Raw genomic sequence first — 16,615 nt, forward strand, 5'->3', positions numbered from 1 at the left:
CTTCAATTTCTCATTTTAAGCAATGGACTATTTTCTTAAAAGTAACAAGTCTTGATACCTGTGATCATTTTATTGCCGTGCTGAGCATTGCTGTAATCGTATTCTCACCTTTTCATTATATATGACTGTCGTTGCTCCCATAACTCCAAACGTGACACTTTCTGATCCCTCAAACTATTTATTAAGACTCAAAGGACTACTACAAAGCTACTTCCTGTCTTTTCCCTACTAACTTTACATTTCTCATTTTAAATATTGGACTCCTTCCTTAAAAGTAACAAGTTTTGACACCCTTAATTTTTTTTTGCGCCGCTAAGCATTGATATAACAGCATTCCACCTTTAACATTTTATTGGATAATGAACCATAATTATACAGGTGACACTTTTTGATACCGTTGATGGTTTTATTGCAACACTGGGCTTTGATAAAATGGTCTTTAATATTTTACATAGAACCATCATCTCAATGAGCAGTGAATCGTGGCTATAAAGGTAACAAGTTCTGATACCTTATCACAATTTTCTATGGCCTGAGCTCTTATTTGACGGTCAATTGCGTGTCTCACCATTGCCTTACCTAGATTTGAAGGAACAGATTTTGATCCCCTATAAATAATTTTATCGATTCTATTCCCCATCTGTCGCGATTCACTCATATTTTGATGGCTATATTTGCCCATCTAACCTTTTGGTCGTGCCTTCAACGTGACAAATGATGATACCTGTCACCTATTTTCTGCCTCCCAACAGCTTGATACAACACGGTTTAACACTATTATTGCATTTGCCAAACATTACCAAATCCTTCACAATATTCTCCGCAATTTCTACCAGAGATTCATAAAGACTGTCTTTCGTAAAATAGTAATACGACGAGCTGCCGTAAACTTTGTCAAATATCGATCGTACGCTCTATGATCTAAAAGTAATTTCATGTCGAGAATCTCGTTCATTTGCTCAACAAGGTAATCTGTATCAACTTCGTCAAAATAGAGTGGCAGATTGACTTTGAATGTTGACCCTATCTGATTCTGGAACTCTAATTGAAGTTTTTTAACGTAGTTCTTGTTTTCATTAAACATGACGCTTCCCCCTTTTATGATTGACTATTGGCCAAGCTTTTCCCTTTTAAGCAATGCCTTTTCGGCCATTTCAATAGCGTCTAGATACATCTCTTGATATGTAACAGCTTTGTCTTTGTAACCGCTCAAGGCTAACCCCAATAACATTTTATTCAGTCGCGATACACTGGCACCTTGTTTTCCAGCAAAATAAAGACTAAGTGCGACTCCAACTTCATGTAAACTACGCCCATCCACTTCCAAAATTGTGTACTCCCATTTTTTCAACTTCTCCAATTGTTTGTTTGCTTCCTTCCTCTATGTCGCCCCTTTGAAAACTAAGAATAATCTGTTGTTCCACTGCCACTGCGGTATAATGTGGAAGCTTCTTTGATTTTTTACTAACAACTAAGCGTTCACCACAGGCTTCTAGTGCCTTCGAAAGCTTCCCTAAATCTAAATTTGCCCCTTCACCTCGCTCCATCCGCTTAACTGTTTGACAACTCACGCCCATTTTTTCCGCCAGGTTTTCTTGCGTCAACTTGTTGTCACGTCTTACCTGAACTAACAATTGTGAAGCTGACTCAAGTAGTTCTTTTTGCGGTTGATTTTTGGCCATCTGACCGTCTCCTTTCCTTTATCCCCTTTACTTCACTCTATCCAAACCTTAAAGGTGGTTTGATAAAATAACAAAAATAACTATTACCCTAAAATTGAAATTTTAGTAAAAAAAGTTTTTTTCGATTAAAATAACACGATATTTCAACAAAATTTTTAGTATTTGCCCCTTTTATCATCTCCATGATTCATGGCGGACACGACTGATACAATCATCTTTGATTATATTTTTTTACTCATTTTTTTGAATTTAACTACCTGTTTTTTCTCATCTCTCACCTTATCTTTGCATTAAGAACAAGGGGCAATAGTGGATTATGAGAAAATTCTTATTATTCTTTTTTTTAGGCTTTTTTAATAACAAAAAAATCGTAGAGTCTTTTTACGGCCGAGGTATTGGTCACTCTTCGAAATACAAAGGACCTAAGACACATTAAGTTTCAAGTGGAAAGCTAGATATGAGGTTAATCCTATCATCTCTTGTTACGAGCATATAATGAGTGGTTTCTCCAACAATTCCTAATCTTTCTTGAGCCATTCAATTTAGATAGACTCCGATGTTTGTTAGATAGGACTGCCATAACCTTTTTCTCTATACTCTTGAAGCTCTTCCAGACTATTATAAGTGTCAATTCTTCGACTCTCGTCAGCCATACAAATAGACTCGATGAAATTTAACAGAACAGTTAATTGACTTCTGAAAATTCAAAACTTTTTATACTAGCACTATCCTCCAGCGTATTACCGTCGCTTTAAATACCATGCAAAACCAATATATTGACTATGACGGTTCCAACGATACGACGGACCAAAGTCTTCAATTACCTGCCTATCACACTCCTAAGGTTATTTGATAACCTTAGGTTCGATTGAAGAAGAACCTCGCCAATCCGTTGAGTATTACGCACCTACCACCTTTTGCCTACAATTTTTCATTAGTTGTCAGCCTACCCTATGTGAACGTGCCATACTTTCCAAATTATTGCCTCAAAAAAAAAACAGTACAACCAATAGTTGGTCATACTGTTCTTAACTGTTAGTCTATTCCAATTTCAGCACGAACCACATCTGCAATTTTATCGACATAGTAGTTCACTTTTTCTTGAGTTGGCGCTTCTGCCATGACTCGCAATAAAGGCTCTGTTCCAGAAGGTCGGACAAGAATCCGTCCATCACCGTTCATTTCAGCTTCAGCTTTATCGATTGCTTCTTTAATCGCAGGAACATCCATAGCGCCATGCTTATCAGAGACTTTAATATTGACTAATTTTTGCGGGTATTCTTCTATTTCACTGGCCAACTCAGATAATTTTTTACCTGTCTCACGCATAACATTAATCAACTGAATTCCAGATAAAAGACCATCACCCGTTGTGTTGTAATCAAGGAAAATCATGTGACCCGATTGCTCGCCACCAAAGTTATAGCCATTTTTGCGCATTTCTTCTACCACATAACGGTCACCCACTTGTGTTGCTAAAGCAACCATGCCTTCAGCTTCAACCGCTTTATGGAATCCTAAGTTACTCATCACCGTTGAGACGATGGTATTTTTCTTCAAACGTCCTTGTTCAAACAAGTACTTGCCACAGATAAACATAATTTTGTCGCCATCAATAATATTTCCTAGTTCATCTACAGCAATCACACGGTCGCCATCACCATCGAAAGCTAAGCCTAAATCAGCTTGTTTTTCGACCACTAATTTAGCTAAAGCTTCTGGATGAGTCGATCCAACACCATCATTGATATTTAAGCCATTTGGGCTGGTTCCCATCGTATAAAAATCTGTTTCCAAGTCAGCAAAAACACGATTAACAAGTGGCGTTGTCGCACCATTAGCGCCATCTAAGCAGACACGAATATTATCAAAATCACCTTCAACTGTATCCGTTAAAAATTGTGAATATTTTAAAATACCTTCTGGAAATTCGTCAACCGTTCCTAAACCAGCTGCCGACGGGCGCGGTAAGGTGTCTACTTCGGCATCTAACAGGGCTTCGATTTCCAACTCTTGGGCATCGACTAATTTGAAGCCATCAGGACCAAAAAATTTAATCCCATTATCCAAAGCAGGATTGTGTGAGGCAGAAATCATCACACCTGCTGCTGCTTTTTGCAGACGAGTTAAATAAGAAACACCTGGCGTAGAAATAACTCCTAACTGGAAGACTTCAATCCCAACAGACAACAATCCAGAAATTAACGCATGTTCCAAAAGTTGACCAGAAATTCGCGTGTCACGTCCAACTAATACTCGAGGTTGTTTATCTGATTCCTGATTATGCTGACATAAGACATAGCCGCCGTAACGCCCTAATTTAAATGCTAATTCCGGTGTAAGCTCTTGATTCGCAATCCCTCTGACACCGTCTGTTCCAAAATATTTTCCCATTTTTTAATACCTCTCCATTACTTCAAAATTTTAACAAGGTTGTTATTTATTGATTAGAATCATCTGTCATTTGACTGTTAGATGAACTGGTTGAACTAGATGAATTTTTCGTACTGCTTGGTTTTGTACTTGACTTCGTTGTTGATTCCGACACTTTCGGCTTATCACTCTTGACTGCGGTGATATTAACTTCAACAGCTACTGGATCGACTTTGACATTTTCTGGCGCAGTGATCGTATACGTATCTGTTTTGCTTTCGGTAATTTTACTGGTATCGATGTATACCTCTAAGCTTTCGATTTGGTCAATAGCCTCACGGGGCCCACTAATTTTCACATTTTCATAGCTAGTGTCAAATTTAAAGGAAGCGATCCCTGATGGAATTGAGCCCGACTGTTTTAGGGTCAGTGGCACTGACTTACTCGGCGCATCCACGGTGACTTTCATGATGACATTTGTTGGATCAATAATCACACTTAATACATTACCATCTTTATCTAAAGCAACCACATCGACGCGTTTCGATAAATCATCCGATAAATCACGATCATCATCTAGTGAAGCCACTACTTGGTCGATTTGATCAAGGGTGGTTGTGCCTGATGTGATAGCAACTTGTGAAGGATCGACACTAATGTTTTCCAGAGAATAACCATTTTTCAATAAATTATCATTGACCTTCGTGGTGACATTAAAATTACGAGTTTCTCGCTTTTCAATTCTTACTTGGATATTTTTATCCTTTAATGTGGCACGAACAGCTTGATTCAATCCCGTTACTTTAAGAGGCACTTCATAGACGCCCACTGAGTAAGAGGTCAAATCAGCCTCGACCTTAAAATTACGAGTTTGACTATTGGACTCAATATCCAATAAAAGTTGGTTGGAACTTTTTAGATAGACTGTCGTAGTCGCTTCGTAACCAGCAACATAGAATTTATTCTCGTCGTACTTCAATTTGATTGGCACATCGTCCACAGATGTTGTCAGTCCCGTATCGCTTGTGGGGCTTTTCAGAGGCTGATTAATCGCCGTTGCATTGAAAAAGAGCAGTAAGGCAAAAAACAGAGCTAAAATCCTAGTAAACCACTTACTATCAGTTATTTTATCCATTATTTGCCACCTCCTTTAGAGATACCATCTAAAAAGGTTTGGAACAAATTCTCTTTTTCCTCATTTTTTTCTTTGACCAATTCTCGTTTCAGCACTTTCAAATACTGTTCCTGCGTTAAATGAGTATCCAAATAATTATTCTGAGCAATGCTAACATCTCCAGTTTCTTCCGATACGATAATCGTCAAGGAATCACTGACTTCACTAATTCCCACTGCAGCCCGATGTCGCGTTCCAAATTCTTTGGGAATCGACTCATTTTCAGATAAAGGTAAGTAAGCTGAGGCTGCCGCAATTTTATCATCACGAATAATCACAGCACCATCGTGGAGTGGTGTGTTGGGAATAAAGATGTTAATTAGCAATTCCCCCGTTATTTCCGCATTAATTGGAATCCCGGTTTCAATGTACTCTTCAAGACCGGTCGTCTTTTGGATCGTAATCAAGGCGCCAATTTTCCGCTTCGCCATGTATTGAATGGCTTTATCAAAGGCATTTACCATCGCTAAATCTTTTCGCTCACTCTTACTGGTTTTTCTAAAAAGAGCACCACGACCTAGATGCTCTAAGCCACGCCGGACTTCTGGTTGAAAAATAATGATGGCTGCTATTACGCCATAAGTGATGACCTGGTCCATCAGCCAAGAGACCGTCATCAATCCAAGAAGGGCGCTGACAATTCTGACAACAATAATCACCGCAATCCCTTTAAGCAACTGGACCGCTTTGGTTCCTTTAACTAAACTAAACAATTTATAAATTAAATACCACACCACTAATATATCTAAGATGTTTATTAAAAAACTTGTTGTAAAAATATAATTGTTAAATAAATCATTCCAGCTATCAAATTTAAAAAGATTCATAAACTGACTCCACATAAGTCTCACTCCTAATCCATAATAGGTTTGTCTTAAATCACCAATCACTGGGCTTATGGTAACAATCCTATTCCCATGGGTCCGTTATTCCCTATTTTCTTGTTACATAGGGCTATCGATAAAAAAGTTATCCAACTAAGTATACCATATTCTCAAAAAGCTGGAAACAAAACAATCAGTCAAATCCTTTTAGATCCTTTCAAAAGAAAAACTATAATTGTCAAACTGATAGACAAAGGTTATAGATAACTCATACTCGTAATTGTAAGACAGATACAACAATAATGACTGACATTAAAAAAACTTAATAATCCTCCTCAAATTACTTAAGGCAAGCCCTATTATGATAGACATCTCATCATAACAGGTGATTTAGCTTATATAAAAAGCAATAGACCTAACGTGCAGGCCTATTGCTTGATATTAAAATACTTTTATTCGATGGTCATAATAGACTGGTTGAATACTTTGGTCACAATCGTGGTAAAAACTCACGATTTTTTGTGCAAACGTATCGCCAGAAATCTCCTCTAACACCTTAGCTCTGACATCTTCAGTCTGGTGGCTGTCACTTGGTTGCAGTTCCTTTAATACCCCTTGGGCAAGCTCTTCATCTGCCACAATTAAGGTACCAAGTTCACTATTGGGACCAACTAATGTGTCGGTATAAGCATTTTTCTTGGCCACAATCGCTGTTTTACAAGCTATTGCTTCTATATAAGTTAAACCTTGGGATTCAGATTCAGACGCACTGACAAAAACATCCGCCTGAGTATAATAATTCGGAACGTCGTAACTTTGCTTCTCACCAGTAAAAATCACAGCCTCTGAAATAGCCAAATCGGAGACAGCTTTTTCCAGTTCTTCCCGCTGAGGACCATCGCCAACAATCACTAAGCGAGCGTCTGGCCGCGACACTAAGACATATGGCATGGCATTAATCACTGCCATAATATTTTTTTCTTCTGACAAACGACTTAATGATAAAATAATTGGCTGGTCCTCTGCCAATTGAAGTTCTTGGCGAATATCATGCCCATCAGTAACAGGCTTAAACTTACTCAAATTCACCCCTGTTGGAATAATGCCGATTTTCGAATAAACCTCATATCCCCTTAACTGATCTTCCACTCGTTTGCTAGGAGCAACAACACCATCAGCTTGATTACAGAAATAACGAGATAAGGCCGCAACGTGACTAGGTCGCAATAACTTTCCACCCGCAATATAATGTAAATAATCCTCATACATGGTGTGATACGTGTGAATATGAGGGATTCCCATCTGTTTTGCTACATGTTTCCCTATAAACCCTAAACTAAACTCGGTTTGTGTATGAATGACATCTAACTTCAACTGGCGGGCAATTCGCAAGGCTTTATAATTGCCGCTAATAGCAATTCGACGATCCTTAAAGGACATAAAGGCGATACTCGGCAATCGAACGATGTTTTCTTCCATTTCATCTGCCTTAGGATCTGTGGTTGTAAAAATATAGACATGATGACCTTGGTCCTCCAAGCTATCTTTTAATGTTTTAATTGAGGTTGATACACCACTAACTTGTGGGAAATAAGTGTCTGAAAAAATTCCAATACGCATAATAATAATCTCCTTTTGATAAAAACAACAGGTTTAAAAGCACCCTAACGCTTCTAACTTCGACGTGTTTTAGTTGATAAGTTAATAATATAAGAATTTTCAGATTTTTGTATCCAACTTAAGTAGGAGTTTTCTTTAAACTATAGTCTGATTTTTTTCTACTTCCTAAAAATTCATTGTTTTTAGAATGATAATTGCTACTCTATAATTGTCACATAGGAGAATTGGTCTATTTATCTCCACTAAACATCTCACTGTCACAAAAATAACATCTTATTGATAAATAAATCCCTCTTTGTGACAAATCTGTTAGATTCAAAGGGCTTATTCCATGTTATACTATTTATATAGTCAAAAGACCACTCACGTTTTTTGGAATGATAAAGGAGGAGATTCGATGACCGGTCTAGCATTGTTCGCTACCTTATTTTTATCAGTTGTACTTATCTGGTTTATCTACACCACCATAAAGAGCTGTAATCCAAAATAAAGAGTCCCCATTTTAATTAAAATGAGGACTCTTTTCTTACTGACATTTATAGACGATGGCTTCATACGGCCGTAATGTTAAATCTTTGAGATCTAATTTTGAGTCGGGATAATTGCTAATAATAATCTCTGTGGCAACGTAAGACTCCGTTTGAAAGCTAGTGGGCTGCTCATAAAAGTTAGCCACCACTAACCAGCGCTCACTCCCCAACGCTCTCTCATAAACGTATAATTGTTCATCATCAGGCAACAATTCCTTGTAAGTCCCCAAGACAACAATTGGCTGTTCTTTCCGCAAGGCAATCAACCGTTGGTAATGATAAAAAAGCGAGTTCGAATCCGCCAAGGCATTTTCGACGTTTAATGTATCATAATGGGGATTCAACGCTAACCAAGGCGTTCCCTCGGTAAATCCCCCATTTAGTTGATGACTCCAATGCATCGGACGTCGAGCATTGTCACGACCTTTTTTATTAATCGACAAAAGGATCTCCTCTTTTGTATAGCCAGCTGCCAGACGCTCCTCATACATGTTTAGACTCTCAATATCATCTAACTGATGACGGTCAGTGACTGGTGTGTTAATCATGCCAATTTCTTCTCCCTGATAAATATATGGGGTTCCTTGTTGCATGTGTAAAATAGTTGCCAGCATTTTACCGCTTAAGATGCGAAATTCTGGCTTATCGTTCCCCCAGCGAGAAATAATTCGTGGGGTATCGTGATTATTCCAAAACAAACTGTTCCAACCATCACCTTTAAAACAGGTTTGCCATTTAGTGAAAATTTGCTTAAGCCGTTTAAAATCAAGTTCTTGCCAATCCCATTTTGCTTTCCCGGGAATTTCATCTAAACCAATGTGTTCAAATTGAAAAACCATTGAGAGTTCATCCCGCTTAGGATCTGAGTATAATTTAGCAATCTCAGGTGTGGCTCCCCAAGTCTCACCGACGGTCATGACATCGTAGTTGCCAAAGGTTTCTCGATTCATTTCATGTAAATAGTCATGAAGTTTCGGACCATTACCCGTCACGTTTAAATCTGGCTGCTTGCCAATTAAATCAATCACGTCCATCCGAAAGCCACCAATGTCTTTTTCTAGCCAAAAATTCATCATCTGCCAAACTTCTTGCCTCACCTTTTTATTTTCCCAGTTTAAGTCAGGCTGTTTCTTACTGAACAGGTGAAGGTAATACTGACCTGTTCGTTCGTCTAGCTCCCATGCCGGGCCACTAAACGTGGAAACCAAGTCATTAGGCATCTCACCCTTGACTGGGTCACGCCATATATAATAATCCCGATACGGATTCTCTTTTGACTGTTGGGATTCAATGAACCAAGGGTGTTCATCTGATGTGTGATTGACCACTAAATCCATAATCAAGCGGATGCCTCGTTCATGACACTGGGCAATCAGTTCCTCCATGTCAGCCATTGTGCCAAACTCCGCCATAATCCCTTGATAATTACTAATATCATAACCATTATCATCATTTGGTGATTCAAAAACCGGGCTTAACCAGAGTGCATCAATGCCTAGTTCTTTTAAATAGTCCAATCGGCTGATAATCCCTTGAATATCGCCAATACCATCATTGTTGCTATCTTGAAAACTTCTTGGGTATATTTGATAGACAACAGAGTCATGCCACCATTTCTTTTTTATCATCTCTAACGCTCCTCACACGTTTTATCTAGGGGCTCTCTTTGAAACTTATTTAATTGATCCCCGTGTCACACCGCCGATAATATATTTTTGGGCAAAAACATACACAATAATCATCGGTAACATGGCCATCAAATAAGATGAAAAAGCCAAGTTAAAATCCGTCCCGAATTCTGATTGGAAAACATATTGTACCAATGGTAATGTATTATTTTTTTGGTCATTTAAAATCAATAAGGGTAGCATAAAATCATTCCAAGCCCACAGACACGTCAGTATCCCTACGGTCGCATTCATCGGTTTGAGCATCGGGAAAATAACTTTCCAATAGGTAGTCCATTGACTTGCCCCATCAATGCTAGCTGCCTCTTCTAACTCATAAGGAATTGATTTTATGTAACCAACGTACAACATCGTGTTAAAGGCCATACCGTATACGACATAAAGGACAACTAAGCCAACTGGGTTATCCATGTGAAAAAAAGAGGTTTGTTTTACAATTGGTAACATGATAATTGGAAACGGGATAAACATCGCTGCAATAAAATAATAGTACAAGGCTTTAAAAAATTTAGAGCGTTTCATCCCTCGTGCTATGGCATAGGCCACCATTGAATTAGTCAGTATGGTTAGAACAACAGCGAAAAACGAAATAATCGCACTGTTCCTAAAAGCGTGAAAAAAATTCGTTTGTTTAATGGCATTGCTAAAATTTTCAAAATGAAACTGACTAGGAATCGCCAAAATAGAATCCGCCATCTGTTGGGGAGATTTAATGGCAATAATAATCACCATATAAAGTGGAAATAAGACAAATATAGAGCCAATTACTATCAAAATAGTTGAGGGAACATTTATTTTTTTTCCCATTACGCATCATCTCCTTCACGGCGTTGTAAGATTCTTAATTGAAATAGTGAGATACCTGTTATCACAATGAAGTAAATCACTGAGTTAGCCGATTGATAAGCCATTTCGCCACCTTTGAACCCACCATTGTAAATCAAAAAAGCAATTGATTCAGTTGATTTAGCTGGACCGCCACCTGTTAACGCAATGATCTGGTCAAACACTTGTAAAAAGTTCTTAAGGGACAGCACCATATTGATGGTAAAGAAAGGCGCAATTGATGGAAAAGTGATTTTCCAAAAATTTTGCCAAGTATTGGCACCATCGATTGCGGAAGCTTCATACAACTCTTCCGGTACTGTTTGCAGTCCTGACAAATAGAGGATAATATTCATGGCACACCCTTGCCAGACGGCAACAATAATGATCCCAATCCAAGCTAAATCGACACTTCCCAATATATTATTTTCTAGAAATGGCACATGGAGAGTGGTTCCCCAGGTCGGCAAGATATTAGCGAAAAAATAATTGAAAATATAGCCGACAATGAGTGTTCCCAATACGTTAGGCAAAAAATAAACAGCTCTGAAAAAATTCTTAAATTTAATCCGTGAGTTTAGCCCAATCGCCACTAGTAAACTAATAATATTGACCAATATAGTGGAAATTATTGCAAATTTAAAGGTAAACAAGTAAGAGCTTAAGACATTACTGTCTTTAAATAAATTCAAATAATTCTTGAGTCCCACCATATCAAAGGTTTTGTTCAGTCCGTTCCAATTGGTAAACGAATAAAACACGCCTTGCAGAAATGGGAATGTGTGAAACACAAAAAATAAAATAACTGCGGGAATTGTCATCATATACATCGTCTTACGATAGTTTCTCATAGTGTTATTCCTTTCTGTTCATGACTTTTGTCCATTCGCGATCCATAGTCGTTAAAAAAGCTGCCTTGTCTTGATTGATCACATAGGTCTGAACTTGAGCATCGAAGGCCACACCGCTGGGAATTAAATGATCGGCAAAATCAACGACTTGATTGTTTTGAATGTAAGGACTCAATGGAAGAAGATTTTTATTTTGAATGGCCATTCCTTTAATAGCCGGGATAGCATCTTGTTCTTCTAAGTAAAGAGAAACATTTTCTTCTTGGTAAAGAAATTTAATCAATTGATCGGCTGCTTCTTCTTTTTTCTTATTCGTGATTTCTGCTGACTGAGCTAACATTAAATCCACGCCTGATACTAAGCGGTTATTTGTGGGGTCATTGTTCACCGGCATGGCAAAGACGCCAATGTTAACTTCCGGATTGGCTTTCTTGATTTCCGGAATGGCCCATATCCCTTGAAGATACATGGCCGACTTCCCATTTGCAAAAGCCAGATTACCATCTGCGTATCCTTGACCATAACCATTTTTTTGGATAAAAGGGAAAAGTTGTGCTAATTTATCAGCGGCTTCGTCGTAGCCCTCAACAAACGTAATCTCTTGATTGCGACGCTTTTCAAAAAAATCAGTCCCCTGTGTATTAGCAACAATTGGATTCATGGCGCCTAATGTCGTCCAGGCATCTTTAATCGTAAAATAAAAGGGGTCAATTTTAAGCTTTTGAAAGGTCTCAGCTGCTGCTATAAATTCATCCCAGGTTTCCGGAACTTTTACCTGATGGTCCTTAAAGAGATCCTGATTGTATAGAACACCACTGGCATTAGCCACGAAAGGCAGTCCATACAAATGCTCCGTTAGGCCAACGTCTTTCAAAATTTGGACATACCCTTCCTGAGATTTAGCCGCCAAATCCGTATGATCAAAATTTTTAAGCTGTTCCGCGCCAATTAATTCTGAAAATAAATAACTGCCACCAATGCCAATGACTTCTGGCATTTGCCGTTTAAAGACTCGTGTGCGCAAAACTGTTTCAGCGTCTGGCGGGTAACTTTCAATGACCTTAATATCTGGATGTTCCTCTTGAAATTTTGCGATTAATTTACGAAAGGTCGGAATTGCCTCGGATTTTGTTTGGAAAAATTCAATCTCTACCTGATGGCTATCCTCTTTCCCACAAGCCGCCATCATGGCCGTAAGACCGATTAAACAGATGATCAACCACGCTTTCTTTTTCATTAATTCATCTCCTTTATATTTTACGTAAACGTTTAACTTAATTCGTAAAGCAAATCATTATTTGCTTTTATGTGCCACCGACCCTCTTTCAACTAGTTTATAAGGAACCATTTGGCTGACTATCTCATAATCTGATTCGCATTTCTTGATAATTTCTGTCACAGCCATATCGCCCATTTGGTACAAGGGTTGATGGATCGTTGTTAATTCTGGAAAGCTCAAAAGCGCTGTCATAGAATCGTCAAACCCACTGACAGAAATATCTTGAGGCACTCTTAACCCGCGTTTGCCACAGGCCTTAATCGCGCCGATAGCCGCCTCATCGCTGCCGCCAAAAATGGCTGTCAAATCAGGGTAACGCGTTAACAAATAGTTAGCACCTACTTCACCCATTTCCACACCGAAATCACCATGTCTGATCCAATCGGGCTTTACACTGAGCTCATGAGCCATCATCGCCTGCTGATACCCTTTAATTCGTGGAATACCAGCCACAGCATCTTTTTTATCGATTCCCACCATCCCTATTTTTTGATGACCCCGTTCAATCAAATAGGTTGTGGCATCATAAGCAGCTTGATAGTCGTCAATTTTAATATACGGATAATTAAAATCAGTGGATTGAGACGAGATAAAGATATGAGCGATGTTAGTCTTGATTAAATGATCGAACTGTAACTGATTGGGTTGAATCGACACGAAGATAATGCCTTCCACACGGCGTTCTGCTAAAGACTGTAAGGAGCGCTCAAAGTACTCCCCATTTTCACCACTATGGGAAAGTAAGACAGAATAACCTAACTCCTGGGCTTTACTTTCAATCCCTTCAACAATTAAGCCATGGTAATTCGTGACAACACTCGGAATAATCACACCGATTGATTGACTAAAATTTTTCTTCAAGCTACTTGCCATTTCATTTTTTTGATACCCTAGCTCTGCAATCACCTCTTCAACTTTTCTTCGGGTTTTCTCGCTAAAGCCTCCTTTGCCATTAATCACACGTGAGACGGTGGCTATGGACACCCCTGCTCCTTTGGCAACTTCCACCATTGATATTGACATTTTTTCACCTCGCTTTACGTAAACGTTTACTGTTTATATGTAGAACTTTATCATTGATTGTATCCGTTGTCAATCACTTTTCAGCAACTGCTCTCATTAAAAAGCAAGATATTGACTCACAACTATTGTATACTTTAAGTGAGCTTGAATTATTTAGCCTACACCTTTTAGAGAGGAGCATAGTCATGACTCAGTTAGACTTAACCGAAGAGCGGTGGCAAGCCATTTTAACCAATGACAGCCAAGCTGATGACCAGTTTTTCTATGCTGTTAAAACCACCCATATTTTTTGTAAACCCAGTTGTGCTTCCCGTCCGCCTAAACGAGAAAACGTCGCTGTTTATTCTGATGAACTAGGCCCATTAGAAGCTGGCTATCGCCCCTGTAAAAGGTGCCAACCACTTGGTAAAGCAGTCTCCTTAGACGCTTGGATAGCGGATATAAAAAACTATTTACAGCTTAATTACCAACGAAAGGTAACACTGGAAAAGATTGCCAATGATATTCACAGTAGCCCCTATTATCTCCATCATGTCTTTAAAGCACAGACTGGCCTTACGCCTTTGGACTACTTAACCAGTCTTCGGATCAACAAAGCCAAAGAACTACTCAAAACAACTTCCTACTCCATTGCGATTATTGCTCGCTATGTGGGAATTTCAAATCCCCCCTACTTTTCAGTGGTCTTTAAAAAAATCACTAAGGAGACTCCTAGTCATTATCGTAAAAAACATGAGACCTAAAACAAGTATTTTTCTTGTTTTAGGTCTCTCTATCATAAGGCACCAGACAATCACTTTCATGATGATCGTACTCTTGACATTCTCAGCTATTAGCAAATTTCAGCAGGCTATATATTATGATAACAGGTACCCCAATCATGGTTGTGGCAATTGCCATAAACGTTTTTAGGCGCTCTTTATTTTTTAAAAATAGAGACAGAATCCCCATAACGATCATCCCAAATAGCCCACCGGTTACATTTAAAATAACATCATCAACGTCCAGCGCCCCGATGTTGAAAATGAACTGAGTCGCCTCAAACCCCACACTTAGAACAAACATTAGGAAAAGTCCTGTCCATTTTCTTTTAAGTAAGATCCTTAGATACATGCCTAAGGGGATAAACAACAAGAGATTGCCCACAACATTAATGTCTGTTAAATCATTCATAAAATAAAAGGGCTCTAAATTAACCCGCCTTGGTCCCACTCTTGAATCGCTTAACATCTCCAGAGGTGATTCCCCTTTAAATAAGATCATCGAGCCCAAAAAATATAAGTATACAACGAACATCAGCCAAAATAGCAACGTGATTACTCGGCTTGTCTTGTTTTTTCTCATCATTAGCGCCCTCCTTCTAGTTTGTCTTTAGTGTACCATCTTTTCTGTCAGTCCTGCTGAGTCTTAAGAAGTAGTTTTGAAACTTTTAAGAACTTAACTCGCTATTAACGCCCTTCCTTAATCATTTGTTTGGAGATAGCTTCTTTAAAATGCTATAATCTAAGATGGAAGTAGTAAAAATAACGTTAGGAATAGATAGAATGAAAAAATTAACCATTGATTGGAATTATTGGATTGTCCGCTTCATCTTTGTTTTGGCTGTAATTGTTGGGTTTAAAGCCATTTCAAACTTTCACCTTTTTACCGATGGTGTCAAAAATATGTTAAGTGTCTTATCACCTTTTATTATCGGCTTTATTGTGGCTTACCTATTAAGTGGTCCCCAAAAGAAGATTCAACAACTCATCTCTAAATTTGAAATTCCCTTTATTCAAAAAAAGAGCCGTGGACTTAGTATTTTGATTCTCTATGTAGTTGCCTTACTTTTTATTTTTTTGACCCTTAATTATGTGGTCCCTTTAATTATCAAAAACTTAATGGATTTATTGAATTTATTGCCCTCTTTTTATGCCTATTTAACTGATTTAGCTAACAGCTTAGAAGATAATGGGATTATTGAACTGATAAAATTGGAAGAATTGTTAAAATCAGTGACTGCTAGCTATTCACCTGAAAAACTTATTTCCCAAGGAACGGCTTCATTAGCATCCATTGGCCTTTTTGCCAAAAGCATCTCCTCCATGGTTCTTAATACGTTCCTAGCTTTTATCATTTCGATTTATGTCTTGATATTTAAAGATGCTATTGCAACCTTTTTTACTCAGTTTTTTAAAAAGTTTCTGTCAGAAACTACCTTCAACCGTACCAAAAGATTTATCCAACATTCAAATGATATTTTTTATAAATTTATTGCCTGCCAGTTTCTTGATGCTTGTATTTTAGGCGTATTAGCTACTCTTTTACTTTCGGTTCTGGGGGTACGTTTCTCTATTACCTTAGGTATTTTACTAGGGCTTTGTAATATGATTCCTTATTTTGGTTCGATATTTGCTTCTATCGTCACAATGATTATTACCTTCTTTACAGGAGGGCTGAATCTTGCTTTAGTGACCGTTGTTTCGCTATTAATTCTTCAACAAATTGATGGAAACATCATCGGTCCCCGCATTATGGGTGGGGCTTTAAACCTTAACCCGATTTTAATTATTGTCTCAATTACTGTCGGTGGGGCTTACTTTGGTATTTTGGGCATGTTTTTATCGGTGCCCGTGGCCGCTATTTTAAAGATTATTGTGATGGAATGGCTTGAAACTCCTAAAAAAAATGACACTGATTTACTGTCTGCAGAATAAATACAGCCTCGAGACTGTACCGACTTCACTAAAGCTAGATTCTTGGTCTA

At 38.3% G+C, this 16,615-nt stretch carries 14 protein-coding genes; 2 read left to right on the forward strand and 12 right to left on the reverse strand.

All coding sequences use genetic code 11. The features are described 5' to 3' along the window. Window positions 1-1,108: 1,108 nt before the first annotated feature. The 11 genes from RWN13_RS00095 to RWN13_RS00145 form a co-directional block, all read right to left on the reverse strand. Entirely contained in the window at window positions 1,109-1,327 is a 219-nt protein-coding gene (locus tag RWN13_RS00095; RefSeq protein WP_314059230.1) for a hypothetical protein, read from the reverse strand. Further along, complete coding sequence (locus RWN13_RS00100; RefSeq protein ID WP_314059233.1) at window positions 1,308-1,682, reverse strand: helix-turn-helix transcriptional regulator; 375 nt, start codon at window positions 1,680-1,682, stop codon at window positions 1,308-1,310. Before RWN13_RS00100 ends, RWN13_RS00095 begins: the two co-directional genes overlap by 20 nt. 1,035 nt (window positions 1,683-2,717) lie before the next feature. Further along, the gene (gene glmM, locus RWN13_RS00105; RefSeq protein ID WP_314059235.1) at window positions 2,718-4,076 is read right to left on the reverse strand and encodes a phosphoglucosamine mutase; all 1,359 of its coding nucleotides are present in this window, start codon (window positions 4,074-4,076) and stop codon (window positions 2,718-2,720) included. A 46-nt stretch (window positions 4,077-4,122) separates the two neighbouring features. Then, on the reverse strand, window positions 4,123-5,190 hold the full coding sequence (locus RWN13_RS00110) for a CdaR family protein (RefSeq protein ID WP_314059236.1): 1,068 nt from the start codon (window positions 5,188-5,190) through the stop codon (window positions 4,123-4,125). After that, a complete protein-coding gene (gene cdaA, locus RWN13_RS00115) occupies window positions 5,190-6,071 on the reverse strand; it encodes a diadenylate cyclase CdaA (RefSeq protein WP_314059239.1) in 882 nt (293 codons plus the stop codon). Before cdaA ends, RWN13_RS00110 begins: the two co-directional genes overlap by 1 nt. Window positions 6,072-6,494: 423 nt before the next feature. Further along, the gene (locus RWN13_RS00120) at window positions 6,495-7,673 is read right to left on the reverse strand and encodes a glycosyltransferase family 4 protein (protein WP_314059242.1); all 1,179 of its coding nucleotides are present in this window, start codon (window positions 7,671-7,673) and stop codon (window positions 6,495-6,497) included. 526 nt (window positions 7,674-8,199) lie between these two features. Continuing rightward, window positions 8,200-9,831 (reverse strand): alpha-glucosidase, encoded by a 1,632-nt coding sequence (locus tag RWN13_RS00125; protein WP_314059244.1) that lies wholly within the window; start codon window positions 9,829-9,831, stop codon window positions 8,200-8,202. A 45-nt stretch (window positions 9,832-9,876) separates the two neighbouring features. Then, complete coding sequence (locus RWN13_RS00130) at window positions 9,877-10,698, reverse strand: carbohydrate ABC transporter permease (RefSeq protein ID WP_314059245.1); 822 nt, start codon at window positions 10,696-10,698, stop codon at window positions 9,877-9,879. Next, a complete protein-coding gene (locus RWN13_RS00135; protein ID WP_314059246.1) occupies window positions 10,698-11,567 on the reverse strand; it encodes a sugar ABC transporter permease in 870 nt (289 codons plus the stop codon). Before RWN13_RS00135 ends, RWN13_RS00130 begins: the two co-directional genes overlap by 1 nt. A 4-nt stretch (window positions 11,568-11,571) precedes the next feature. Then, window positions 11,572-12,804, reverse strand: a complete 1,233-nt coding sequence (locus RWN13_RS00140) for an extracellular solute-binding protein (RefSeq protein WP_314059247.1) — start codon at window positions 12,802-12,804, stop codon at window positions 11,572-11,574. 57 nt (window positions 12,805-12,861) lie between these two features. Next, window positions 12,862-13,869 carry a LacI family DNA-binding transcriptional regulator gene (locus tag RWN13_RS00145; protein ID WP_314059249.1) on the reverse strand — a complete coding sequence of 336 codons (1,008 nt, stop codon included), beginning with the start codon at window positions 13,867-13,869 and terminating at the stop codon, window positions 12,862-12,864. A 185-nt stretch (window positions 13,870-14,054) separates the two neighbouring features. On the opposite strand from RWN13_RS00145, the gene RWN13_RS00150 reads away from it, so the two are divergent. Continuing rightward, on the forward strand, window positions 14,055-14,612 hold the full coding sequence (locus RWN13_RS00150; RefSeq protein WP_314059251.1) for a bifunctional transcriptional activator/DNA repair enzyme AdaA: 558 nt from the start codon (window positions 14,055-14,057) through the stop codon (window positions 14,610-14,612). Window positions 14,613-14,694: 82 nt separating this feature from the next. Here RWN13_RS00150 and RWN13_RS00155 read toward each other — a convergent pair whose 3' ends face one another. Next, window positions 14,695-15,216, reverse strand: a complete 522-nt coding sequence (locus RWN13_RS00155) for a VanZ family protein (protein WP_314059253.1) — start codon at window positions 15,214-15,216, stop codon at window positions 14,695-14,697. A 197-nt stretch (window positions 15,217-15,413) separates the two neighbouring features. Here RWN13_RS00155 and RWN13_RS00160 point away from each other — a divergent pair, with 197 nt between their 5' ends. Further along, the gene (locus RWN13_RS00160) at window positions 15,414-16,565 is read left to right on the forward strand and encodes an AI-2E family transporter (protein ID WP_314059255.1); all 1,152 of its coding nucleotides are present in this window, start codon (window positions 15,414-15,416) and stop codon (window positions 16,563-16,565) included. The last annotated feature ends 50 nt before the right edge of the window (window positions 16,566-16,615 follow it).

Source organism: uncultured Vagococcus sp., from assembly GCF_963518325.1.
GTDB lineage: Bacteria > Bacillota > Bacilli > Lactobacillales > Vagococcaceae > Vagococcus_D.